The organism is Glycocaulis abyssi (assembly GCF_041429775.1).
Taxonomy (GTDB): Bacteria; Pseudomonadota; Alphaproteobacteria; order Caulobacterales; family Maricaulaceae; genus Glycocaulis; species Glycocaulis abyssi.
In genome coordinates this window covers 1486441-1511047 of the sequence record NZ_CP163421.1, presented here as the reverse complement: position 1 = coordinate 1511047, position 24607 = coordinate 1486441, and the positions used below count along the sequence as shown (strand labels likewise).

Annotated in this window: 20 protein-coding genes; 11 read left to right on the top strand and 9 right to left on the bottom strand. The window is 62.9% G+C overall.

Annotated features, from left to right (window positions below; translation table 11 throughout):
* Positions 1-31 precede the first annotated feature (31 nt).
* From neuB to AB6B38_RS07345, 5 genes are all read left to right on the top strand, one after another.
* Positions 32-1072, top strand: coding sequence for an N-acetylneuraminate synthase (neuB, locus tag AB6B38_RS07365; protein ID WP_371392202.1), 1041 nt, complete (start codon positions 32-34; stop codon positions 1070-1072).
* Positions 1069-2235, top strand: a complete 1167-nt coding sequence (gene neuC, locus AB6B38_RS07360) for a UDP-N-acetylglucosamine 2-epimerase (RefSeq protein WP_371392201.1) — start codon at positions 1069-1071, stop codon at positions 2233-2235. Before neuB ends, neuC begins: the two co-directional genes overlap by 4 nt.
* Positions 2232-2870, top strand: coding sequence for an acetyltransferase (locus AB6B38_RS07355; protein ID WP_371392200.1), 639 nt, complete (start codon positions 2232-2234; stop codon positions 2868-2870). Before neuC ends, AB6B38_RS07355 begins: the two co-directional genes overlap by 4 nt.
* A 142-nt stretch (positions 2871-3012) precedes the next feature.
* Positions 3013-4116 carry a non-hydrolyzing UDP-N-acetylglucosamine 2-epimerase gene (gene wecB / locus AB6B38_RS07350; protein WP_371392199.1) on the top strand — a complete coding sequence of 368 codons (1104 nt, stop codon included), beginning with the start codon at positions 3013-3015 and terminating at the stop codon, positions 4114-4116.
* Positions 4117-4154: 38 nt separating this feature from the next.
* A complete protein-coding gene (locus tag AB6B38_RS07345; RefSeq protein WP_371392198.1) occupies positions 4155-5492 on the top strand; it encodes a nucleotide sugar dehydrogenase in 1338 nt (445 codons plus the stop codon).
* 10 nt (positions 5493-5502) lie between these two features.
* On the opposite strand, the gene cysN is transcribed toward AB6B38_RS07345, so the two are convergent.
* The 3 genes from cysN to AB6B38_RS07330 all read right to left on the bottom strand — a co-directional run bounded on the left by cysN (position 5503) and on the right by AB6B38_RS07330 (position 10400).
* Positions 5503-7404, bottom strand: coding sequence for a sulfate adenylyltransferase subunit CysN (gene cysN / locus AB6B38_RS07340; protein ID WP_371392197.1), 1902 nt, complete (start codon positions 7402-7404; stop codon positions 5503-5505).
* Position 7405: 1 nt separating this feature from the next.
* Positions 7406-8257 (bottom strand): sulfate adenylyltransferase subunit CysD, encoded by an 852-nt coding sequence (cysD, locus tag AB6B38_RS07335; protein WP_371395079.1) that lies wholly within the window; start codon positions 8255-8257, stop codon positions 7406-7408.
* 217 nt (positions 8258-8474) lie between these two features.
* Entirely contained in the window at positions 8475-10400 is a 1926-nt protein-coding gene (locus AB6B38_RS07330; protein WP_371392196.1) for a polysaccharide biosynthesis protein, read from the bottom strand.
* A 239-nt stretch (positions 10401-10639) separates the two neighbouring features.
* Between AB6B38_RS07330 and AB6B38_RS07325 the strand changes: the two genes are divergently transcribed.
* The 3 genes from AB6B38_RS07325 to AB6B38_RS07315 all read left to right on the top strand — a co-directional run bounded on the left by AB6B38_RS07325 (position 10640) and on the right by AB6B38_RS07315 (position 13467).
* Positions 10640-11281: a class I SAM-dependent methyltransferase gene (locus AB6B38_RS07325; protein WP_371392195.1), complete on the top strand. Its 642-nt coding sequence runs from the start codon at positions 10640-10642 to the stop codon at positions 11279-11281.
* Positions 11278-11802, top strand: coding sequence for a methyltransferase domain-containing protein (locus AB6B38_RS07320; RefSeq protein WP_371392194.1), 525 nt, complete (start codon positions 11278-11280; stop codon positions 11800-11802). Before AB6B38_RS07325 ends, AB6B38_RS07320 begins: the two co-directional genes overlap by 4 nt.
* 366 nt (positions 11803-12168) lie before the next feature.
* Positions 12169-13467 carry a DEAD/DEAH box helicase gene (locus AB6B38_RS07315; RefSeq protein ID WP_371392193.1) on the top strand — a complete coding sequence of 433 codons (1299 nt, stop codon included), beginning with the start codon at positions 12169-12171 and terminating at the stop codon, positions 13465-13467.
* A 187-nt stretch (positions 13468-13654) separates the two neighbouring features.
* Here AB6B38_RS07315 and AB6B38_RS07310 read toward each other — a convergent pair whose 3' ends face one another.
* Positions 13655-14110, bottom strand: a complete 456-nt coding sequence (locus AB6B38_RS07310) for an AAC(3)-I family aminoglycoside N-acetyltransferase (protein WP_371392192.1) — start codon at positions 14108-14110, stop codon at positions 13655-13657.
* A 14-nt stretch (positions 14111-14124) separates the two neighbouring features.
* The gene (locus tag AB6B38_RS07305; RefSeq protein WP_371392191.1) at positions 14125-15747 is read right to left on the bottom strand and encodes a phosphoenolpyruvate carboxykinase; all 1623 of its coding nucleotides are present in this window, start codon (positions 15745-15747) and stop codon (positions 14125-14127) included.
* Between the two features lie 162 nt (positions 15748-15909).
* Between AB6B38_RS07305 and AB6B38_RS07300 the strand changes: the two genes are divergently transcribed.
* On the top strand, positions 15910-17037 hold the full coding sequence (locus AB6B38_RS07300) for a DUF2891 domain-containing protein (RefSeq protein ID WP_371392190.1): 1128 nt from the start codon (positions 15910-15912) through the stop codon (positions 17035-17037).
* A 264-nt stretch (positions 17038-17301) separates the two neighbouring features.
* On the opposite strand, the gene AB6B38_RS07295 is transcribed toward AB6B38_RS07300, so the two are convergent.
* Positions 17302-18234, bottom strand: coding sequence for a pirin family protein (locus AB6B38_RS07295; protein ID WP_371392189.1), 933 nt, complete (start codon positions 18232-18234; stop codon positions 17302-17304).
* Between the two features lie 111 nt (positions 18235-18345).
* Here AB6B38_RS07295 and AB6B38_RS07290 point away from each other — a divergent pair, with 111 nt between their 5' ends.
* The gene (locus AB6B38_RS07290; RefSeq protein WP_371392188.1) at positions 18346-18984 is read left to right on the top strand and encodes a 2OG-Fe(II) oxygenase; all 639 of its coding nucleotides are present in this window, start codon (positions 18346-18348) and stop codon (positions 18982-18984) included.
* Here the strand turns inward: AB6B38_RS07290 and AB6B38_RS07285 are convergent.
* From AB6B38_RS07285 to AB6B38_RS07275, 3 genes are all read right to left on the bottom strand, one after another.
* A complete protein-coding gene (locus tag AB6B38_RS07285) occupies positions 18981-20249 on the bottom strand; it encodes a hypothetical protein (protein WP_371392187.1) in 1269 nt (422 codons plus the stop codon). The two genes, AB6B38_RS07290 and AB6B38_RS07285, sit on opposite strands and share 4 nt — an antisense overlap.
* A 273-nt stretch (positions 20250-20522) precedes the next feature.
* Positions 20523-21971 (bottom strand): MBOAT family protein, encoded by a 1449-nt coding sequence (locus AB6B38_RS07280; protein WP_371392186.1) that lies wholly within the window; start codon positions 21969-21971, stop codon positions 20523-20525.
* A gap of 27 nt (positions 21972-21998) precedes the next feature.
* Entirely contained in the window at positions 21999-22928 is a 930-nt protein-coding gene (locus AB6B38_RS07275) for an FkbM family methyltransferase (protein ID WP_371392185.1), read from the bottom strand.
* Between the two features lie 146 nt (positions 22929-23074).
* Between AB6B38_RS07275 and AB6B38_RS07270 the strand changes: the two genes are divergently transcribed.
* Positions 23075-24607, top strand: coding sequence for an acyl-CoA carboxylase subunit beta (locus AB6B38_RS07270; protein ID WP_371392184.1), 1533 nt, complete (start codon positions 23075-23077; stop codon positions 24605-24607).

Here is a 24607-nt window from a genome sequence, read left to right as displayed (position 1 = left end):
ATAGAGCCAGCAACAGGGGGCGTCACGCCTGATGACATCATCCAGCGTAAGGCGCGAAGATGGCGTCCTGTTCATTGCCGAGGCCGGAGTAAATCACAACGGTGATGCGCAAACCGCGATTGCCCTGTGTGACGTGGCAAGGCAGGCCGGTGCCGATGCCGTGAAATTCCAGACATTCAATGCCGCCATGCTGGCCACAGCGGGTGCGGAAAAAGCCTCCTATCAGGATCGCAACGCGCCTGCCGAAGGCGAGAGCCAGCGCGACATGCTCAAAAAGCTGGAGCTGACCGTGGCTGAGTTCCGCGCTGTACGCGATCACTGCGCGAAGATCGGCATCGAGTTCATCTCCACACCGTTTGATGAAGATAGCGCTGACTTTCTGAACGCGCTCGGCGTGGACCGCTTCAAGGTATCGTCAGGCGACCTCACGCATCTCGATTTCCTTCAGCACCTGGCGCGCTTCGGCAAGCCCATCATCATCTCCACCGGCATGGCCACGCTGGCGGAGGTTGAAGACGCGGTGCGGGCCATTGAGGAGGCGGGTAATCCGCCTTTGTCGATCCTGCACTGTGTGTCCAATTATCCCGCCCGCCCGGATCAGGCCAATCTGCGTGCGATGAACACGCTGGCGGCGGCGTTTGGCCGTCCGGTAGGCTGGTCGGACCACACAGAAGGGGGCGTAATCACGCTGGCCTCGGTGGCAGCGGGCGCGCGGATCATCGAGAAGCATTTTACGCTGGATAGGACTATGCCCGGCCCTGACCACGCCGCCTCTCTGGAGCCGAACGAACTGACCGAACTCATCGCAGGTGTGCGGGCGGTCGAGGCGGCACTTGGCGATGGTATCAAGCGCCCGACGGTGGAAGAACAGGATACTGCGCGGGTGGCACGCCGCTCGCTCGTTGCTGCTAGAGATGTAGGGGCAGGAACGCGTCTCGGCCCGGATGATGTGGCGGCCCGGCGGCCGGGATCCGGCCTGGCACCCAAGCGCAAATCCGAGGTGCTGGGACGCAAGGCTGCGCGCGACATCAAGGAAGGTGAACTGCTTTCCTGGGAGATGCTGGCACCATGACACGGCCCCGGATCGCAGCCGTAACCACCAGCCGGGCCGACTTTGGCATCTACCGGTCGGTTCTGGCGGCGCTGTCCAGATCGGGTGAGCTGGATTACGGCCTGCTGGCCTCGGGCATGCATCTGTCGCCGGAATTCGGGATGACCCTTTCCATGGTGCGCGAGTCCGGCCATCCGATCTGGGATTGTATAGAGGGTCTGGTGTCGTCGGACAGTGATGTGGGCACCGCCAAATCAATGGGCCTGACTACGCTGGGCTTCGCTGACAGTCTGGGGCGTCTGCGGCCTGATCTCGTGCTGGTGCTTGGAGATCGCTTTGAAATGCACGCGGCGGCACTGGCTGCAGTGCCGATGGGTATCCCGATTGCACACATTCACGGCGGAGAGGAGACCGAAGGCGCCATAGACAATGCCTTGCGCCATTCGCTGACCAAGCTGGCCAGTCTCCACTTTCCCGCCACAGCGCTCTCGGCGCGGCGGATACGTGCGATGGGCGAGCCTGAGGAGCGCGTGATCATTGCGGGAGCGCCAGCACTCGACGGGCTGGCCGGTTTCAAGCGGCTCTCGCGCGAAGAGCTGGCGGCCCGTTTCGGGCTGCCTGCTGACGGCCCCTATATCCTCGCCACTTACCATCCGGTGACGCTCGACCCGAAGGCCAGCCGCGCCGAGCTGGAGGCGCTGTGGGCGGCTCTGGAAGGGGATAGCTCAGCGGTCGTATTTACCAAGGCGAACGCCGATGCAGTCGGCCGGGCCGTCAATGCCCGCCTTGATGAGATGGCCGCGTCCAGCGAGCGCATGACCCTTGTCGGCACGATGGGCGCTGAGGGCTATTTCTCGGCCATGGCACACGCCGAGCTGATGATTGGAAATTCGTCATCCGGTATTATCGAGGCGGCGTCCTTTGGCCTGCCCGTGATCAATATCGGTGACAGGCAGAAAGGCCGTGAGAGGTCAGCCAACACCATCGACACGCCAGGAACAGAGCCGGCAATCCGCGCTGCACTGCAGACCGCGCGAAGCCAGGCGTTTCACGAGCAGGCCCGAAGCGCGAACAATGTCTACGGGCAGGGGGATGCTGGCGAGCGTATCACACAGGAAATCGCCCGCTTTCTCAAAGGAGCAGGGTCGGCCCGCAAGCGCTTCGTTCTGGAGGGGGGGGCATGACCGCCCAGGTGGCTATTCTTGGTGCGGGCGGCCATGCGCGGGTTGTCGCTGACATCCTCATGTCGATGGCCGGGAAAGGCGCTGATCTGACCATTGCCGGCTTCATTGCCCCGGAAGGGGATGCCTGGCTGGATATTCCGCTTCTGGGTGATGACGCCGCGCTGGCCGGGCTGGTGTCGTCCGGTGCGGTCAGTCACTTCATTGTCGGGGTAGGCTCGACCTGTGGCGGGCAGCCCCTTCGTCGGCGTTTGGCCAGTATCGCTGCGGATGCGGGCGCCCTGCCAATATCGGCCATACACCCGGCGGCTGTTATCGGCCGGGAGGTCGTGATTCTACCGGGGACGGCTGTGATGGCGCTGGCAGCGGTGAATGCCGGATCGCGTATCGGCAGGCATGTCATTGTAAACACAGGCGCCTGCATCGACCATGATGCGGTGGTCGGCGATTTTGCGCATCTCGCGCCACGCTCGGTACTGTCTGGAAATGTTCGCGTCGGCAACAACGCGCTTGTGGGCGTCGGGGCCTGTGTCCGGCAGGGGATATCCATTGGATCGGACGCAACGCTTGGCGCGGGAGCGGTTGCCGTGTCCGATATCGCGGACGGCGTAACCGCCAAGGGCATCCCGGCGCGCTAGGCTGCCCAGCCCGGATATTTCGGGTCGAAACCCCAGATTTCGGTAGCCGACACCGCCTCTGATCTCTATCGGTAAGCTTGGCCGCCAGACGTCTGGGGCAAATTGGGCAGGGGTCCGGCGCAGCCGGGCAAGAGAGACAGGCATGCGGGTTCTGGTAGTTCTGGGTACGCGGCCCGAGGCGATCAAGCTCGCCCCGGTGATCGAAGCGATGCGCGCGGATCCTGATATCGAGCCGATCCTCGTTTCGACCGGGCAGCACCGCGAGATGGTCGCCACCGCGCTGGACTGGTTCGGGATTACGCCGGATCACGACCTGGCCATCATGACACCCAATCAGACGCTGACAGACGTTGTCACCCAGTCGATGAAAGGGCTTGATGCGCTCATCCTCGAGCACAAGCCGGAGGCCGTTGTGGCGCAGGGCGATACGGCGACCGTCTTTGCTGCCGCATTATCGGCATTTCACCGCCAGGTGCCGTTCGGGCACGTCGAGGCGGGCTTGCGGACCTATGATCTGGAGCACCCCTTCCCGGAGGAAGGCTACCGGCAGCTGGCCAGCCGGATCACACGCTGGCATTTCTGCCCGACAGAGCGTGCGGCCAATGCTGTGCGTGACGAGAAGGGGCAGGGCGTAGTGCACGTCGTTGGCAATACGGTTGTCGATGCGCTGCTGAGCACTGCCGAACGGGTGAAGAAGGCGGAAGGGACCAGACGGGACCGGCGCTACGTGCTGATTACGGGACATCGCCGGGAAAACCACGGTGCGGCCTTTGATGCGCTCTTCGGCGCGCTCGCCCGCCTGGCGGAGATGAACCCCGATGTGGATTTCATCTACCCGGTCCATTTGAACCCGAACGTCCAGAAGGCAGCCCATGCTCATCTGGGCGGCAAGCCGAACATCCAGCTGATCGAGCCGGTCAGCTACCCTGAGATTGTCCGCCTGATGCTTGGGGCGGCGGTCATCTGCACCGATTCCGGCGGCATACAGGAAGAGGCCCCCAGCTTTGGCGTGCCTGTGCTTGTCATGCGACAGACGACAGAGCGTCAGGAGGCCGTCGACGCGGGCGTGTGTGAGCTTGTCGGCAGCAACCCGGAGCGGATGGTCGAGCGGGCCCACGAATTGCTGGCCCATCCGGAGCGCTTCACCGCTCGGAATACGCCAAATCCGTTCGGGGACGGCCTCGCGTCAAAACGCATCTGCGACGTGCTGACCGGGCGGGAATATACCCCCTTTCACGCAAAATGATTACAGTTTCCGGAGATTATTGAGTTCAGGGGCGGGCCATGAGTGACAACAAGATTATCGTAATAGGTATGGGATATGTTGGCCTTCCCACAGCAGCCATTATGGCTGATGCCGGGTTTGACGTGCACGGAGTTGATGTCAATCCGGCTACACTACAAGTGCTCAATGCTGGCGGCTGTCCTATTGGCGAGCCGGAAGTCACCAGGATTGTAACTGATGCGCTTGCATCGGGCCGTCTTAGAGCCAGTGATACGCCCGTGAACGGCGATGTATTCATCATCTGTGTACCCACGCCCATTACCCACGACAAAAGGGCTGATGTGTCGATAGTGCGGTCTGCAGCGAGGACACTGGCCAAATATGTGAAGAAGGGTGACCTGGTCATCCTTGAGTCCACCAGCCCGGTTGGCACGACCGAGCATACGGTAGGCGAAGAGTTGGCTGCGCAAGGGTTTGATATCCGCGAGGACCTGGACCTTTGCTACTGCCCGGAGCGTGTTTTCCCCGGATCGACCATCTCCGAAATTGTCGAAAATGACCGCATCATTGGCGGCCTGACGCCGCGTGCTGCGGCGCGTGCAAGCGCGTTCTACGCCCGCTTCTGTTCGGGTGGGCGGCTTGAAACGACAGCGACGATTGCCGAGTTTTCCAAACTTATGGAGAACACCTATCGGGATGTGAATATCGCGCTCGCCAATGTGTTCGGCCACATAGCCGAGACTGCCGGGATAGATGTGAACGATGCCATTGCGCTGGCGAACCGGCACCCGCGCGTGAATGTACATAAGCCGGGACCGGGCGTTGGCGGGCACTGTATTCCCGTGGACCCGTGGTTTCTGGTTGACGGCTTCCCCGAACACACCGGATTGCTGCGCCAGTCCCGCGCCATCAATGACGGGCAACCCCACCATTTGTGGGCGCGCGTGAAGAGCGCTGGCGCGCCAATCGCGAAAGTTGCGATCCTGGGTGCAGCCTATCGCGGCAATCTTGATGATGCCCGCGACACGCCAGCCGAGCACCTTATCCACGCACTTGAAGCCGATGGCGTGGGCTATGTGGTGCATGATCCGTATGTCTCAAACTTCCGGATGCATGACGGTCGGATTGTGCCCGTGGGTATTGATCTGGCGCAGACGCTGGACGGCGTTGATGGCGCCATCATCATGACGGATCACTCCGAGTATCGCGGGCTGGGGCCTGAAGCCTTCGCGGGCATGGCGGGCAAGCTGATTGCGGATGGCCGCAACCTTGTTGACCGGCGCGCGCTGACGGCTGCCGGCTTCACCGTGATCCCGGTAGGCGCGCCCCTGTTGCGCCCTTCAGCTGTGCCGTCCCTTGCGGCCGGGCAGAGCGGCAAGGTGGCAACGCCCGGATAGGCGCATCAGCCTAACCGATCAGCCCTTGCCGGATCAGCTGGTCGATCACCTGTTCGGCAGCCTCCTCGGCTGACATCTCGCCGGTGCGCAGGTGCAGTTCGGGCGTTTCGGGGGCTTCGTAAGGACTGTCGAAGCCGGTGAAATTCTTGATTTCGCCCGCTTGGGCTTTCTTGTAGAGGCCCTTGGGGTCGCGCTGCATGCACAGCTCAAGCGGCGCATCGACAAACACTTCGATGAAGCAGCCCTCTTCCAGCATGTCGCGCACCATCTGCCGTTCGGCGCGGAAGGGCGAGATGAAGGAGCAGGTGACAATCAAGCCGGCATCGACAAACAGGCGCGCCACCTCGCCAATGCGCCGGATGTTTTCCACCCGATCGGCATCGGTGAAGCCCAGATCGCGGTTCAGCCCGTGGCGCACATTGTCGCCGTCGAGCGAGTAGGTGTGGCGCCCGCCCTCGGCCAGCTTGCGCTCGACCAGGTTGGCGATTGTGGACTTGCCCGCGCCCGACAGGCCGGTGAACCAGAGCACGCACGGCTTCTGGCCTTTCATGGCTGCCCGGCGGGACTGATCAACATCCATCGCATGGGTGTGGACATTGCTGGCCCGGCGCAAGCCGAACTCGATCATGCCGGCCGCAACCGTCTGGTTGGTGAAACGGTCCACCAGGATGAAGGAGCCGGTATCGCGCTGATCGGCGTAAGGGTCGAAGGCGATGGCACGCGACGTGGCCAGCGTGCACACCCCGATCTCGTTGAGCTTCAGGCTGGTGCCGGGCTCCTTCTCGAATGTGTTCACATTCAGCTTGTGTTTCAGCGTGGTGACGGAGGCGGGCGTCACCTGTCCGCCGGCTTTAAGCAGGTAGGAACGGCCGGGCAGCATTTCCTCTTCGGCCATCCACAGCAGCTCGGCGGCAAACTGGCCGGAAACCTCCGGGCGCGCCTTGGGATCAGCCAGAATATCGCCGCGCGACACGTCAATATCGCGGTCGAGCACGATGGTGACGGCGTCCCCGGCCACAGCCTCGTCCCTGTCGCCATCGGCGGTGACTATGCGTGCGATATTGGCTGTCTTGCCGCTTAAGGCCGCGACGATCTCGTCACCGGGGGCGATGCGCCCCGAAGTGACGGCGCCGGAAAAGCCCCTGAAATCCAGATTGGGCCGGTTCACCCACTGGACCGGCATGCGGAAGGGCCGCCCGGCCACTTCCTCGGCAGCGGTTTCCACGCTTTCAAGGTGGGCCAGCAGGGTAGGGCCGTCATGCCAGCTCATGGCCTCTGACGGCGCGAAGATGTTGTCGCCATGCAGGGCCGAGATGGGTATCGGTGTGATAGTGTCAAAGCCGAGTGTCTCGGCGACACGCAGATAGTCGGACACGATCTCGTGGAAGCGCGACCTCGAGTAGTCAGCCACGTCCATTTTATTCACCGCCAGCACCGCGTGGCGGATGCCCATCATGTTGGCGATATAGGTGTGGCGGCGCGTCTGGGTGAGCACGCCCTTGCGCGCATCGACCAGAATGATGGCCAGATCGGCCGTGGACGCGCCGGTGGCCATATTGCGGGTATATTGTTCGTGGCCCGGCGTATCGGCGACGACGAATTTGCGCTTTTCGGTGTTGAAGAAGCGGTAGGCGACATCAATGGTGATGCCCTGCTCGCGCTCGGCTTCCAGCCCGTCGAGCAGGAGCGCGAAATCCATCGTGTTTTCGCCGGTGGTGCCGTGCTTTCTGGAATCGCGCTCCAGCGTGGCGATCTGGTCCTCGAACAACAGCTTGGAATCGTAGAGCAGCCGCCCGATCAGCGTCGACTTGCCATCATCCACCGACCCGCAGGTGATGAAGCGCAAGACCCCCTTGTCGCCCGCCCGCGTGAGCCGGCTCAGCACTGTGCTGCGTGCATCCCCTTCGGCCATATCAGAAATACCCCTCACGCTTTTTCTTTTCCATCGAACCGGACTCGTCGTGGTCGATCAGGCGCCCCGAACGCTCGGAGGTGCGCGCTGTCAGCATTTCCAGCACGATGTCTTCCAGCGTCTCCGCGCCGGACTCAATAGCCCCGGTAAGCGGGTAACAGCCCAGCGTGCGGAACCGTATCCGGCGCATTTGCGGGGTTTCGCCCGGCTGCAGCGGGAAGCGGTCATCATCGACCATGAGCAGGGTGCCATCGCGCTCTACAACCGGCCGATCGGCGGACAGGTAGAGCGGTACAATCGGAATGTCCTCTTCAAGAATGTACTGCCAGATATCCAGCTCGGTCCAGTTCGATAGCGGGAAAACCCGGATGGACTCACCCTGCTTGATGCGGGTGTTGAAGGTGCGCCAGAGCTCAGGGCGCTGATTGCGCGGATCCCAGGCATGATGGGCGTCGCGGAAGGAGAAAATCCGTTCCTTGGCGCGTGACTTCTCCTCGTCGCGCCGCGCGCCGCCAAAGGCTGCATCATAGCGATGGCGGTTCATCGCGTTTCTGAGCGCCTCGGTCTTCATCACCTGTGTGTGCAGGTTTGATCCGCTGTCGAACGGGTTGATGCCGCGCTTTACGCCGTCCTCATTGATCTCCACGCGCAGTTCCAGCCCCAGCGCGCTGGCCAGCGTGTCGCGATAGGTAATCATGTCGCGGAATTTCCAGCCAGTATCGACATGTTGCAGCGGGAAAGGGGGGCGTGACGGGTAAAACGCCTTCAGCGCCAGATGCAGCATGACCGCGGAGTCCTTGCCGATGGAATACAGCATGACCGGGCGCTCAAACTCGGCGGCAACCTCGCGCATGATGTGGATGGATTCGGCTTCCAGCGCTTTGAGGTGTGGCGATAGCGGCCGGGAGCGCTCATAGCCGCCCCCGGAGAAGCGCCCGGCATAGTTTCTGAGGTCTGTGGCGATGTTCGACATGATCTGCCTGTAATTCCTTCCCGTTGTCAGGGGGTACAGACCATTCGGTCAGCATAGTCAACACTTGCTGCGTTCCGGCGTGACATGCGCGGACGGGCTATTCCGCCGCCGCGTCCCGCGCGGCCAGCCGCCAGACCAGATCGGCGATGCGCGGGTCGGGTTTGTATTCGACCGGCGCGTTCACCAGAATATTGCGGATATTTGTGATGTCGTAGGCGCCGCACGCTTCACGTAAGCGGTGCAGCATAGGTTCCAGCTCACTCCACGCCATGGAAGTGACAGGCTCGGTGAGGATGCGCGGATGGCGGGTCGGACGGGCCTGGTCAGAGACCAGCAACTCCTCGTACAGCTTCTCACCGGGGCGCAGCTTGCCAAAGACAATCTCGATATCCCCGGTCTCTGCGCCGCGTTCGCCGGCCACATAGGGCCTCAGCCCGGACAGCCTCACTATGCGGCGTGCCAGATCATACACCTTCACCGGCTCGCCCATGTCCAGAACGAACACGTCACCGCCGCTGGCAAGCGCGCTGGCCTGGATAACCAGCTGTGACGCTTCAGGAATCGTCATGAAGTAACGGGTAATGTCCCGGTGGGTGACGGTTATCGGGCCGCCAGCGGCTATCTGGCGGCGAAACAGCGGCACGACCGAGCCTGACGATTCCAGAACATTGCCGAACCGCACCATGCAAAAGCGGGTGTGTGCCTGCTCTGCTGCCAGCGACTGGCAGATCAACTCGGCCAGGCGCTTGCTGGCGCCCATGATATTGGTGGGCCTGACAGCCTTGTCGGTGGATACCAGCACAAACATGTCCACACCGGCCTTTATGGCCGAGCGCGCCATGGTCAGCGTGCCGAATGTGTTGTTGCGCAGCCCCTCGACGACGTTTTCTTCCACCAGATGCACGTGCTTGTAGGCGGCGGCGTGGAATATGGTGTTCACCCCCAGCCGGGCCAGCACCGCACCCATCCTGCCTTCGTGCTGGACCGAACCGAGCAGCGGGGTGATCGCGACGTCGATGCCTTCCTTGGCAGCCATCGCGTCAAGCTCGCGCTCGATCATGTAAAGCGCGATTTCGGACTGTTCGAGCAGGGCGAGCTGGCTGGGCTTCTGCCTGATTATCTGCCTGCAGAGCTCAGAGCCGATGGAGCCGCCTGCCCCGGTGACCAGAACCACCTTGCCGGTGATGTTGGCACCCATCAGGGCTGGGTCTGGCGGCACAGGATCGCGCCCCAGCAGGTCGTCGGGCGCAACCTGCCTTATCTCGCTGACGCTCGCCCGTCCCGAAACGATATCGGTCATGTCGGGAATGGTCTGGACGCGGACGGGCAGTTCTTCCATCCGGGCGATGATGCGCTTGCGCTGGGCGAGCGTGGCGCTGGGAATGGCCAGCAGCACCATTTTCGCGCCTGTTGAGCTCACAAGGCGGGGTACGGCTTCAGACGGGTATACTTCCAGGCCGCCGACATGGGCGCCGTGCAGGTCGGGCGAGTCGTCAACAAAGGCCACCGGCAGATAGTCAGACGCCTGCTGGAGCGATACCAGCACCTGCCGGCCGCACATGCCCGCCCCGTAAATGATGACCCGTGATTTCTGCAGTGACTGGCGTTGCAGGAAGAGGGAGCGCACGGCGAAACGCGCGCCGCCAACGAGCACGAACAGCAGCAGGGCGTAGATGAACGGTACGGAGCGCGGCACCAGCAGCTGGAAAAACTGGCTGGCCATCAGCACGAACAGGGCAGAAAGCACCACGCCAAGGCCGATGGCTTTTAGCGAGTCGATCCCGATGAAGCGCACCACGCTGCGGTAAACGCCCAGCCTGTCGAAGATCAGCAATGTCACAGGAAGGGTGATGGCCAGCGCCACCCAGATCTGCGGCGCGCTTACCCAGTGCAGGCTGTCCAGACGCAGGACCATGGCGGCGAGAAAGCTTGCCGCAATGAAAACGGCATCCACCGCTGTCAGGATCACGCGCTTGACCGGGCGCGGCCAGTCGAAAATCTGGTCAAGACCGCCGGAGATCACCGATATCCGCCTTTCCTGCGCGCTGGCGGCCCGTCGCGTGGCTCCATGAGACGGGGCTGTCCATCTGTGCTGCCAACGCTCCGGTTCCCCCCTGCCCGCCGCCTTGATGTGCCTAAAATGGCAGGCGCGGGCATATCTGAACACGTCAAGTTTGCCAGACAGCGTAATACTCTATTGCTTCGGCGACAAACTCTGTGTGACAGGTTGGGCGCCGGGCCGTCCAGAGGCGCGAGGGACAGATGATCCGCAATTCCTGCCCGGTATGCGAAGACAGCCACGTGGAAGCCTTCTTTGAAGAAGGTTCGCGCAGCTATAGCCGCTGCCTGCAGTGCGGCGCGCGCTATCTCGATCCGGGTTCGCGGCTGGATGGCGATGCGGAGCGCGCCCAGTACGATCTGCACGAGAATGATGTGGCTGATCCTGGCTACCGGCGCTTCCTGTCGCGCCTGTCAGTGCCGTTGCTGGAGAGGCTGGCACCGGGCGCGCAAGGTCTCGACTACGGGTGCGGTCCCGGCCCCGCACTGGCGGCCATGATGGAGGCGGCGGGCCATTCCATGGCGTTGTACGATCCGTTCTACGCGCCAGCAACGGCGGTGCTGGAGCGAAAATACGACTTCATCACCTGTACCGAAGTGGCCGAGCATTTCCATCGTCCTGCCAGTGAGTTCGAGCGCCTGGATAGCTTGCTCAAACCGGGTGGCTGGCTGGGCATAATGACGTGTTTTCACATCGATGATGCCCGGTTTGGGAACTGGCATTACCGCAAGGATCCCACCCATGTGGTATTCTACCGCGAAGAGACGATGCACTGGCTGGCAAACCGGTTCGGCTGGGAGTGTGAAATCCCCGCCAAGGACATCGCCCTGATGAGAAAGCGGTGAGCACGGTCCTGCACGAGGAACGTCTTCAGGCGGTGCTGGACGTGCTGCATCTGACCGGCGCGCGCTCGGTCGCCGATCTGGGCTGCGGCGATGGCGCGCTTATCCTGCGCCTTCTGGATGATCCCGGCTTTGTCCGTGTTGCCGGTGTCGAGCAATCGGTGACGGCGCTGGGCGTGTTGCGCGCTGCCCTGGCGCGCCGTGACGGCGATGCTGGCAGCCGTGTGACGCTGATCGAAGGCTCCATGCTCGACCCGCGCCCAGAGCTGGCAGGATATGATGCTGTCACCATGGTTGAAACGATCGAACACCTGCCCCCTGACCAGCTTTCGCGGCTGGAGAGGGCGGTTTTCGATGTCATCGCCCCCAAAGTGACCATCATCACCACACCCAATGCCGAATATAATGCGCTGCTCGGTGTTCCCGCGCACCGCTTCCGTCACCCTGAGCACATGTTCGAGTGGGACCGGGCGCGTTTCCGGGGGTGGGCCGAGGGCGTCGCCGCGCGCCATGGCCGGCGCTGACTGGTGCGCGATATAGCCGGGGTGCGTGAAGGCGTGGGCGGTGCCAGCCAGATGGCCATCTTTTTCGATCCCGATCTCGTGATCTGAGCGCAATACGCCTTGCATTCGCCGCAAAGCATGCGCATACACCGCGACAGCGCATAAGTGCCGCGTGCGTAGAAGGGCCTCGAGGGAGGCTTCAAGCGCGGCCTGATCGGACCGGTAGCGGACATGTCCGCGATCTTTAAGTCCGGGCGTGGGATACATGACCTGCCAGGGTGGCAGGCCCATCCCCTAACCGGCGGCTGATCTGCGCAGTTGTCAAAAAAGAACAAGAACTCCCCACGGGCTGACGCGAACACCGCGCGCCCGATGAAAGGCATTGAAATGACTAAGTTTACTGAGCTGGGCCTCGCGGCTCCGGTCGAGCGTGCAGTCGTGGATGAAGGCTATGAGACGCCGACACCGATTCAGGTGCGCGCCATTCCGCCGCTCCTGCAGGGCAAGGATGTTGTCGGCATCGCCCAGACCGGCACCGGCAAGACGGCCGCCTTCGTGCTGCCGATCCTGACCCGCTTGCTGGCGGAGAAGAAACAGGCTCCCGGCCTGTCCTGCCGCTGCCTTATCCTCGCACCAACGCGTGAGCTGGCCGCCCAGATTGGCGATTCCATTGCCGTTTATGGCCGCCATACGGGCCTCACCCATGCGGTCGTGTTCGGCGGTGTTAAGCACGGACCCCAGGTGCGCGCGCTCGCGCGCGGCCTCGACATTCTGGTGGCCACGCCCGGCCGTCTGCTCGACCATGCGGCCGACCGCAAGGCGCGCCTTGACCTCACCTCGCTCGTCGTTCTGGACGAAGCCGACCAGATGCTTGATCTCGGCTTCATGCCGGCGCTTCGCAAAATCCTGCACATGGTGGGCAAGCCGCGCCAGACGGTGATGTTCTCCGCCACCATGCCGCCGCCCATCCGGGCGCTGGCCGATGATTTCCTGCGCGATCCGGTGACGGTGGCGGTAACCCCGCAATCGCGCCCGGTGGAGCGCATCGAGCAGGCCGTGCTCTATGTCGGCACGGCTGAAAAACGTCAGGCGCTCATCGACCTGATGGCACCTGAGGCGAAGAAAAGCACCATCATCTTCACCCGCACCAAGCGCGGCGCCGACAAGGTGGCGAAGTTTCTGGCCGAGTATGGCCACAAGGCCGCCGCCATTCACGGCAATAAAAGCCAGAACCAGCGCGAGAAGGCGCTGGCCGCGTTCAAGGCCGGCGAGATGCGCGTGCTGGTGGCGACCGATATCGCCGCGCGCGGGCTCGACATTGATGGTGTGGAGCTGGTGGTGAATTTCGAACTGCCCAACGTCCCGGAATCCTATGTGCACCGCATTGGCCGTACGGCGCGCGCCGGCGCGCAAGGCCGGGCCGTGGCTCTGGTTGCGCCGGACGAGCGCGGCCTGTTGCAGGATATCGAGAAGCTGACCGGACTGCGGATCAAGGGGCTTAATGACGCTCCGCCAATCTCCGGTCCGACACGGCCTGTGCAACCGCAGCGTGGCCAGCGCCGTGGTGGTCAGGGCGGCAATCGCCAGGGCGGCCAGCAGAACAATGCCGGTGGCGGTCAGAAGCGTTCGCGTAACCGCCGGCGCAAGCCCGGCGGCGGGCAGGGCGGTCAGCGCCAGAGTGCGTGACAATTTTCCCTCCTCCTTCGAGACGGCTTCTGACGAAGCCCCTCAGGATGAGGGAAAATGGTTCCAGCACCCCTCTCTGGTCGTTCCCGCTTGAGGCGGGAATCCAGAGCTGATTGGCAACGGCCTTCGCCCTTTGATCTCTGGACCCCCACTTGCGTGGGGGTGACGAGCTGGGGTGCGGGACGGACTACCCCCGCTTCAGCGGCGTCATGTCGAAATGGAGCACGTCTTCGCGCGCGCCAAGCTTGGTGTAGAGCGCTACCGCCGGCGGGTCGACGTAATCGGCCTGCACATAGATCACCCATGCACCGATGTCGTGCGCGATATGGCGCGTCTCGTTGAGAAGCGCGGTGGCGACGCCTTTACGCCGGTGGGCCTCGTCCACGGCGAGGTCGTAAATGTAGATCTCGCTGCGTTCCTGCTCGAACTTGACCAGCACATAGGCCGCGAGCGCGCCGACAACTTTACCGCTATCGACAGCCGCCAGCGCGATGAAATCAGGATTGGCAAGCAGCCGGTCGCGATAACCCGCAGAGGGCATGGCGCCGGTATAGGTGTCCGGTTCGTCAAACGCCTTTCCAAACAGCGTCAGCCATTCGGTGAACAGGGCTGTATCGTCTTGGGCTAGCCGGACGATCTTCATTTTGGCCCTGCCAGCTACTCCGCTGCCGCGCGAATGGCGTCCGGGCTGGGGGCAGAGGCTCGCACCGCCGGATCGACATGGGTCTCGAACTTTTCAAAGTTCGCCACGAACATGTCGGCCAGTTTCAGCGCCTGCGCGTCATAGGCGGCGGCATCGCTCCAGGTCTGGCGCGGATCAAGTATGGCCGGGTCGATGCCGGGGACTGATACCGGCACATCAAAGCCGAAGACCGGATCTTTCCGGAACTGGGCCGCTGACAGCGATCCGTCGATGGCTGCGTTCAGGAGTGTGCGCGTGGCGCGGATCGGCATGCGGTGGCCCACGCCATAGGCGCCGCCGGTCCAACCAGTATTGACCAGCCAGCACTGCACGCCATGGCGCGCGATCAGCTCGCGCAGCAGATTGCCGTACTCGGCCGGATGGCGCGGCATGAAGGGCGCGCCAAAGCAGGTGGAGAAGGTGGCAGACGGTTCGGTCACGCCCTTTTCGGTGCCTGCAACCTTGGCCGTATAGCCCGACAGGAAGTGATACATGGCCTGCGCCGGGGTTAGCCGGGCAATCGGCGGCATCACGCCAAACGCATCACAGGTCAGCATGACCAGCGTGGAGGGATGCCCGCATGTATTTTTGTCGCAAGCATTGGGAATGTAGTGGAGGGGATAGGCGCCGCGCGAGTTCTCCGCCAGCTGCGCGCTATCAAGGTCGAGCTCACGCGTCGCCGGGTCCATGACAACGTTTTCCAGCACCGTGCCCCACATCGCCGTGGTGGCGTGGATGTCTGGCTCGGCCTCTTTGGACAGACGGATCATCTTGGCATAGCAGCCGCCCTCGAAATTGAAGAGGCCGTTTTCCGACCAGCCATGTTCGTCATCCCCGATCAGCTTGCGTTTCGGATCAGCCGAGAGGGTGGTCTTGCCGGTGCCTGACAGGCCGAAAAAGACCGCGCTATCGCCCTTCTCGCCCACATTGACTGAGCAATGCATCGGCATGATCTGTTTTTCAGGCAGGAGGTAGTTCAGGATGGTGAAGACGGCCTTCTTGGTCTCTCCGGCGTAGGAGGTGCCGCCGATCAGGACCAGCTTCTCGGTGAAATTGATCGCGATGACGGTTTGCGAGCCGTGGCGTGTGCCGTGGCGGGTCTCGTCGGCGCGGAAACTTGGCAGGTTCACGATGGTGAACTCTGCTGCGAAATCCGCCAGTTCTGCGTTTTCAGGCCGGCGCAGCAAATGGCGGATGAACAGCGAATGCCAGGCCAGCTCGGAGACGACGCGCACATTCAGCCGGTGGGTTTTGTCAGCGCCAGCGAACAGCTCCTGCACGAAGAGTTCACGGCCCTCCATATGGGCGCGCATATCGGTCCAGAGCGCATCAAAATGGGCCGGTGTCATCGAGGCGTTGAAGTCCCACCAGATGCGCGATTCGGTATTGTCGTCGCGCACGGTGAACTTGTCGCGCGCCGAGCGGCCGGTGTGCTGGCCGGTCTCGACCAGCAGCGCGCCACCCTTTGCCACGCGGCCTTCGCCGCGGCGGATGGCCTCTTCGTAAAGGGCCGGTTCAAGCCAGTTGATGTTCAGCTTGCCTGGACGGGTAATACCCAGATCGCGCAGATCGCGGATCGGCGTTGCTACGTCAGACATGATATCTCCCTCAGACTGGCCCGCTTGCCGGGGCCTTGTCGTGCATGACACCCCTTCTAGCCCCGAAAGGCGGCCAAGGCCAAGTACACAAAGTGCGGCGCTTTCCCTCCCGCGTGCCGACGCATAGGGTGGATTTCACGCAAAGTCCGGGGAGATTGGCAGATGACAAGGCTGACAAAATTGCTGGCAGGTATGGCTTTGGGCGCCAGCCTGCTGGCCAGTGGCAACGCAGCGAACGCGCAGGAGGGCAGTGTGAATCTCAATGTCGCGGAGGTGGAACGCTTCGCCCGGCTGGCGCTGGATTGTGTACACCGCGAATACCCCAACAAGATCGCGCACGTGCTGCATTCCGACGCCGATGCGCTGCCGCCCAGCCAGCTCACCCCGATCTTCTATGGCTGTTATGACTGGCATTCTGCGGTGCATGGCCACTGGCTGCTGGTGCGCCTGATGCGCCTTAACCCCGATGCGCCGATCGCGGCTGAGGCACGCGCCGCGCTGGAGCAGAACTTCACCAGCGAAGCCGCCGCCGTGGAGGCGGCTTACATGGCGGGTGAAGGCCGGGCGTCGTTTGAGCGCCCATACGGGCTTGCATGGCTCCTCCAGCTGACGGCGGAACTGCGCAGCTTCGACGATGCCGACGCGCAGCGCTGGGCCGAAACCCTGCGGCCGCTGGAGGAAGTCGCCGTCGGCCGCTATCTCGAATGGCTGCCAAACCTGGTCTACCCGGTGCGCTCTGGCACCCATAACCAGACCGCGTTCGGCTTTGCTTTGGCGCTCGACTGGGCACGCCAGACCGGGCATGGCGAGCTGGAAGCGCTGCTGGTGGAGAAGACGCGTGAGTTTCATCTGGGCGACGTGAACTGCCCGCTGGCCTATGAGCCATCGGGCGAGGATTTCCTGTCGCCCTGCCTGATGCAGGCCGATCTGATGCGCCGGGTGATGAGCCAGTCAGAGTTTTCTGACTGGTTGGCCGCCTTCATGCCGCAAATCCCGGACGATGGCAGTGCTGACTGGATCAGCCCCGGCGTGGTGCTGGACCCGACAGACGGCAAGCTGGTCCATCTGGACGGGTTCAACCTGTCACGTGCCTGGAATCTCGACGCGATTGCCGCCCGCCTGCCCGAAGGCGATGCGCGTATTGCCTCGCTGCTCGCCGCAGCCGCCGAGCACCGCGAAGCGGGCGTCGCATCGGTCTCTGATGAACATTATGAGGGCAGCCACTGGCTGGCGAGCTTTGCCACCTATCTGGTGACCGGCAAGGCACTCGAGGCGATGTTGCCGGAGTAGACCCGGGGCCAGACCTCCTTAAACCGGATGAAGGCCACAACCCGGGTTCCCCGGCTTGACCGGGGATCCAGACGAGGCTTCCGGCATGTCTGAACGGCGACCGGCATCAGAAGACATCTACACCCCGCCTCGAAGCTTCGGAACCGTCTGACGGTGTTCTGAAGTTACTGGGTCCCCCGTCGGGGCGGGGGACCCCGGTGGAGGGGATTGTGCTGAAACTGGTGACCCCGGTTCGCCCGGAATGACGAAAGATATTCTGGCGGTTCAGGTCGTCGGGCAGTCCTTCGACGGGGCAGGGGGCTCTGGCAGGTCATCGCCGGGCAGGGGGATGTGTTCGTTCTCGCCCGGCGGCAGGGTGAAGGGTGTGCCGGTCCAGCCGCCAGCGGCGCTGGCGCGCCAGTCTTCCTTGGCTTTCTCAAGGCGCGCCTTGGAAGATGAGACAAAATTCCACTCAATGAAGCGCTGGCCCACTACCGCTCCGCCCAGCACCATCACCCGCGCGCCATTACCGGTCGTGAGGGTGGTGGTGGCACCATCAATCGCGCCCATCTGTCCGGGCTCCAGTGCCACGCCGCCCATCTCCACATCGCCTGACACCAGATAGACCGCCAGCTCGTCATGGCCTTCGGGCAGGGTCAGGGACGCGCCCGGTTCCATCTCCGCATGGAAATAGATCGTCGGCGACAGCATGGTCGTGGGCGCGGTGTGGCCGTAGGCCGAGCCGATAATCAGGCGGATGGTCGAGCCGCCTTCGACGAAGACCGGCAGCGTCTCGGCGGCGTGATGCTCGAAGCTGGCCATGTCTTCCTCGCGCGCTTCGGGCAGGGCGATCCAGGTCTGGATGCCGTGCAGGGAAAAGCCGCGCGCGCGCACTTCCGGGTCGGTGCGCTCTGAATGCGTGATGCCGCTGCCGGCAATCATCAGATTGACGGCGCCGGGCAGGACTGCCTGCGACACCCCGAGGCTGTCGGCATGGTGCATCTCGCCCTCGAACAGATAGGTGACGGTGGCCAGCCCGATATGCGGGTGCGGGCGCACATCAATGCCATTGCCGGGCGCGAATTTTGCCGGACCCATTTCGTCGAAGAACACGAACGGGCCAACCATGCGCTTTTTGGCAAAGGGCAGGACGCGGGCCACCTGAAATCCGCCCAGATCCTTCTTGCGACCGTCAATGATGATGTCGGGCTTGGCCATGGATGTCTCCCTGATGTCGGTTGCGGCGCGTAAGCGCAGGCCGATTGAATGGTGCAGTCAGCAATAGTAGATAGAACTTACAGCAAGCCAGCCGGTTTCAAAGGATCGTCCATGAGTTCCTCCGCACTGATGAATTTCGAGGCTCTGGCCGCCGGTCCGGTGCAGCATCAGCCCTATACCTATCTGATGGCCGAAAGTGTGGTAACGCCCGAGCAGGCGGCGCAGATCCGCGCCGACTATCCCGCCATCAACGAACCGGGCTATCTGCCGCTCTCAAAGCTGGAGCGCAAAGGTGCGTTCGCCGCCATTACCGATGATCTGATGAGCCCGCGCCTTGCGGAAATTCTGGGTGAGAAGCTGGGCATCGATCTCACCGGCAAGCCGCGCATGATTACGGTGCGGCGTATCTCCAAGCTGTCAGACGGACCGATCCACAACGATTCAAAATCGAAAATTCTCACCATGCTGCTCTATCTCAATGAGCACTGGGATGAGAGTGATGCAGGCTGTATCCGCGTCCTGAACGGGCCGGATGATTTTGCCGATTATGCCGCCCAGGTGCCACCGCTGGCCGGGCAGGTCTTTGCCTTCCTGCGCTCGGATAATTCCTGGCACGGCCATCTGCCGTTCGAGGGTGAACGCTACGTGATCCAGGTCACCTTCCTGACCAGTCAGGACGAGCTGGACCGCAAGGAAAACCGTGGCGGGCTGCAATACTTCCTCAAAAAGCTCCTGCGTCAGCGCAACTAGTTGGTGCTGGCGGCCAGCCGCTCCTCGCGGCTGGCTATCGCCCCGTTCAGCGCAATCAGGCTGCGCCATTCAGCATGGCTGATACCCACGCTCTGCCAGCCGCGCGAGCCTGTCTCTGTCAGGGCCGGGGCCAGCATGGCGTGCAGGCTTTCACCATCGGGCGTGCTGCGATACGCCTCGCGCCGCTCCAGAATGGCGGCCTCGCTATTGCGCGGATCGCTCTGGCTGAGATTGATGCCAAACCCGTCAATCGGTTCGCCGGCCTGCATGACGGCCAGCATGTTCAGCCCCAGCGCGGGCAGATAGTGCGCAGGCTCGTGATAGACATCATGGCTGATCGTCTGGTCCGGCGCTGGCAGGGGCGTTGTGGACGGCGGCTGATAACCTGAAAAGTCCCACAGCACGGCCACGCCGCCGGGAACGCAGGCGTTTACCGGCTCGCCAACCTGCTCCAGCGCGGCAAAGCGTGCCGCCATCTCAGCCCGGAAGTCGAAATAGGCTTGCGTGCGCCCGGCGGCAAAAATGGCTTCCTCGTTCCAGGCATGGACCGGGTGGATATGGCCGATCACCTGGACGCCTTCGCGCGCCAGCGCCTCCAGCGTGGAAAAGAGGAAGTCCATCCGTTCAGGCGAAACGCGCATGGCGCGGTAATAGCTGAGCGTGGGAAGGGGCGTGTTCATGAAACGCCGGTACTGCTCGCCAGGCTGGTACACGTCCCGGAAGGGCGGCTGCGGCGCGGTGCCGGTAACGTTCTCCTGCACTGTCTGCACGGCGCGGGCAAACGTGTTGGGCGAGAGAGTCACCCTTGCTGTTGCCACCCAGCGGCGCCCGTCGGCCAGACGGCTGATCGGGAAGGCAGGCTTGTATTTCTCGCCGCTGGCAAACTCGGCCATGTCGAGACCCACGATGAAGCAGCGCAGGTTAGCTTCCCGGCCCGCAATGGCGGCCAGATGTGCCAGCTCGAACGCGTTCGATCCCCGGATGCCCGCGTTCCACAAGCCCCCCGGCCAGTCCTCCACCTCCATCGGAAAGCCGTCCACCGTGCGCGAAGACCCGGTGATGAGCGTGCCGGCTTCCACCTGGCCTATCTGGTGGCCGACCTGCACGCGCCGCCCGTCCTCGTGGACGCGGGTCTTCTCTGCGGTGAGACCGGCAATGCGCGGACCCGTCCCCGTATCATACGGATCGACGAATGCGTTGAACGCCACAAACAGGGCGAGCGCGCTGCCGAGCATGATGAGGAAAAGGCGGGTATAGCGCTGCATGGGGCTAGGCTGTACCGGCACTCAGGTTTCGGGCGTGACGCGTAGCGGATTTCATGCCTGACAAGGAGAGATGGCCGCCGTGGAGCATCCCTCCACAAGGGCGGCTCGACGCTGTCGGGGATGAAATCCGCCGCGCTCCGAAGGAGTATGGCGAAAATCGCCCACTCTTGTGTCGCATACCCTCGAAAGGGGACCACCCTTCCATCGGGCCTGCTTCTGATAGTGAACAATTTTCGCGCATATCACGCTCCAAACCCTGAGTGCCGGTACAGCCTAAAAATTGTAATAGATGAATTCGGAATAGGACCAGCTGGCGATCATGCACGCAAACAGCAGGACCGACAGGCCGATCCCCCAGCGCATATTCGCCTTCCAGCGCTCCTTGCGCGGCGGCGCGACATTGGCGGTCTTCAGCACGCCCTCCTCGATCTGGCGGTAGAAAATCTGCGCGGTTTCCGGCAGCGACCAGATCAGGATCAGGCCGATAATGGCGGCAATGAACGGTCCGTCGCCCGGATTGACGCCCAGCCCGTTCAGTCCGGCCATGCCCTGCAGCATGATGGCGGCTGCATCAAAGCTGGTGGCGCGGAAGAACACCCAGGTGATGATGACAAACAGGAAGGTGCAGGCGCTGGAGGCTATCCAGAAGCGCCCGAAGAGGCCCTTCGGCAACCAGCGGTCCAGCATCCGGCACCAGATCAGGGCCGCGCCGTGCAGCCCGCCCCAGACCACGAAGGTCCACGCCGCGCCATGCCACAATCCCCCCAGCAGCATGACGATCATCAGATTGGCCAGCATGCGGGCATAGCCCTTGCGGTTGCCGCCGAGCGACACGTAGAGATAGTCGCGCAAGAACTGCGACAGGGTGATGTGCCAGCGCCGCCAGAAATCGGTGATATTGCGGGCCTTGTAGGGCGCATTGAAATTGACCGGCAGCTGAAAGCCGAACATGCGCGCAATGCCCATCGCCATGTCCGAATAGCCCGAAAAGTCGAAATAGATCTGCAGCGTGTAGGCGAGCGCTCCGGTCCAGGCGAGCCACAGCCCGACCGGCTCTCCGGCGGCAGCCGTGTCAAAGGCGGCATTGGCGTAAGGGGCGAGATTGTCGGCCAGCAGCACTTTCTTGGCGAGGCCGACCGCGAAGATGGACAGCCCGATGCCCAGATTGGCGCTGATATCGCGCTGGCGGTCTTTCTCGCCCAGCTGCGGCGACATCAGGCGGTGATGCACGATCGGCCCGGCGATGAGCTGGGGGAAAAAGGCGACGAACATGCCATAGCGGTGCGGCTTCGCATCGGGGCTGGTAATCCGGCGCGAGCAATCGACCAGAAAGGCGATCTGCTGGAAGGTGAAGAAGGATATGGCCAGTGGCAAGGGCAGGCCGGGCTCGGTCAGTTCCAGCCCGGTCAGCGCGTTCACATTGCGCACGAAGAAGTCGGCATACTTGAACACGCCCAGTGCGCCGAGATTGAGCGCAACGCCAAAGGCTAGCAGCCAGCCGCCATTGCCGGGCCTGATAACGCGCGCGAGGGCGTAATTGACCACGATCGAGCCAAGGATGAGCGGCATGAAGCGCACATCCCACCAGCCATAGAAGACCAGCGAGGCAAGCAGCAGGAAGATCAGCCCCGCCTCATGGCCCAGCCGCCGGTTCACCACGTAGAACGCCAGAACCGTCAGCGGCAGGAAGACGAACAGGAATATCGGCGTGCTGAAGACCATGCCCTGTCTGCCCCCCGCGCCTTCCCGTCAGCCCTCGGTGCGGGCGAGTTTCAAAATGGCGTTGGCATGGGTCTCGGTCTCCACCCGGTAGCCGCGTGAGCAGGCAAGCGAGAGCGCATCGCGCGCCGCCTCGACCTTGTTGATGGCCGGGCGCTCCATGATGATCGTCTCCGGCCACATCTCGCGCGGCGCGCTGGCAAAGTATGGGGCCAGAATGGCCAGCTCCCCGCCCTCGACATCGATCTTCATCACGTCCAGCCGGCTGACGCGCATTTCCTCCAGCAGGGTGGAGAGCTTTGCCACGCGCACGGCCGTGGTGCGTCCGCTGGCGCCATCATCGGTGACGGCGAGCTGCGTGCCGCCGCGATTATGCCCGATCAGGCGCATCACGCTCTCGCCCTCATAATCGGCCAGCGCCACGCCGGAAATCTCGATATTCTCCAGATTGTTGGTGCGCGCATTATAGGCGAGGCGGCGGCGCATCTCGCCTTGTGGCTCTACCGCAATCACCCGCGCCGCCCGGCCACCGGCCTTTGCGGCGACAAGGCTGTACAGCCCGGCATTGGCCCCGATATCGATAAAGGTCTTGCCCGGCCCCATGGCGGCGCGCAGCGCGTCCAGCTCCACCACGTCAAAGCATTGCGGGGTCAGGAAGGCGCGTTTCTCCGACAGATTGTCATTAGGGTGCAGGCGCAGCTTCATGCCCAGCACCTTGATATCGGCCACGCCGTCTTTCAGCGCGCTCATGGCGAGCGGCTGGGCAAGCCCGGCGAGCTTCAGGCCCGGACGGCCGGGCGGCAAAGCGCGCCCGATAGCCATGCCGACGCGCGAGGCGATGCCGGGACGGAATTTGCCATGGGCCGCGCCGGGATCGGTAGCCGTTACCGCGCCGGAGGCTGCGGCCTCGTCCATTTCCTCAAACGTGTCGGCAGGGCGGGAGGTGTCTTCGTTTGTCATGGGCAGCGTTCTAGCAAGGGTTTGGCCCGCTTGTCGCGGGGCGTTTGCGCCTTGGCCGGAGCTGGCCGGGATTTGCCCTTTGGCCTCTGCGTGCTAACCAGCACGCCAGATGTAATCACTCCAGTTCAGGGCGGACGGCCAAACCGATGAAACCCATTCTCGAACAGCTTGATGACAAGCGCGCAGCGGCGCGCCTCGGTGGTGGTAAAAAGCGGATCGCCGCCCAGCATGAAAAAGGCAAGCTGACCGCGCGCGAGCGCCTGGAAGTCCTGCTCGACCCCGGCTCGTTTGAAGAGACCGGCATGTTTGTCGAGCACCAGTGCACCGATTTTGGCATGGGCGAATCGAAAATTCCCGGCGATGGCGTGGTGACGGGCTCTGGCACCGTGAATGGCCGCCTTGTCTACGTGTTCGCCAAGGATTTCACCGTGTTTGGCGGCTCGCTGTCGCTGGCCCATGCGCGCAAGATTACCCGCCTGCAGGAAACCGCGCTGAAAAACGGCGCGCCGATCATTGGCCTGTTTGATGCGGGCGGCGCCCGCATCCAGGAAGGGGTTGATGCGCTGGGCGGCTATGCGGAAATCTTCCAGAACAATGTGCTCGCCAGCGGCGTGATCCCGCAGATCAGCGTCATCATGGGCCCGTGCGCGGGCGGGGATGTCTATTCGCCCGCCATGACCGACTTCATCTTCATGGTGAAGGATACCAGCTATATGTATGTGACGGGGCCGGACGTGGTCAAAACCGTCACCAACGAGATTGTCACCCATGAGGAGCTCGGCGGGGCGAGCGTCCACGCGAAGAAGTCCGGGGTGGCCGACGGGGCCTTCTCCAACGATATCGAAGCGCTGGCGCAGATGCGCCGCCTGATCGATTTTCTCCCCCTCAATAACCGCAACAAGCCGCCAGTGCGCGAGGTGTATGACGATCCTGCCCGTGTGGAGCCGAGCCTTGATACGCTGGTACCGCCCAATCCCAACAAGCCCTATGATATCCGCGAGCTGATCGTGAAGACAGCAGACGAGGGCGATTTCTTCGAGATCGCGCCGGACTATGCGAAAAATATCGTGGTCGGCTTTGGCCGTCTCGAAGGCCAGACGGTGGGCTTTGTCGCCAACCAGCCGCTTTCGCTCGCTGGCGTGCTCGATATCGATGCCTCGAAGAAGGCCGCGCGCTTTGTGCGTTTCTGCGATGCGTTTGAAATACCGATCATCACCTTTGTCGATGTGCCAGGCTTCCTGCCGGGCACGCGCCAGGAATATGGCGGGCTGATCAAGCACGGCGCGAAACTGCTCTTCGCCTACGCCGAAGCCACCGTGCCCAAACTCACCGTCATCACCCGCAAGGCCTATGGCGGCGCGTATGACGTGATGGCGTCGAAACACCTTCGCGGCGATGTGAACTATGCCTGGCCGACGGCGGAGATCGCCGTGATGGGGCCCAAGGGCGCCGCCGAGATCATCTTCCGCAAGGATATGGATGACGCGGAAAAAATGGCCGAACACGTGAAGGACTACGAGACCCGCTTTGCCAACCCGTTCGTCGCCGCCTCACGCGGCTATCTCGATGACGTGATCCAGCCGCGCAATACGCGCGTGCGTTTGATTAAAGCCCTTCGTACGCTCCGGGATAAGAAGCTTTCCAATCCTTGGAAAAAGCACGACAATATTCCGTTGTGA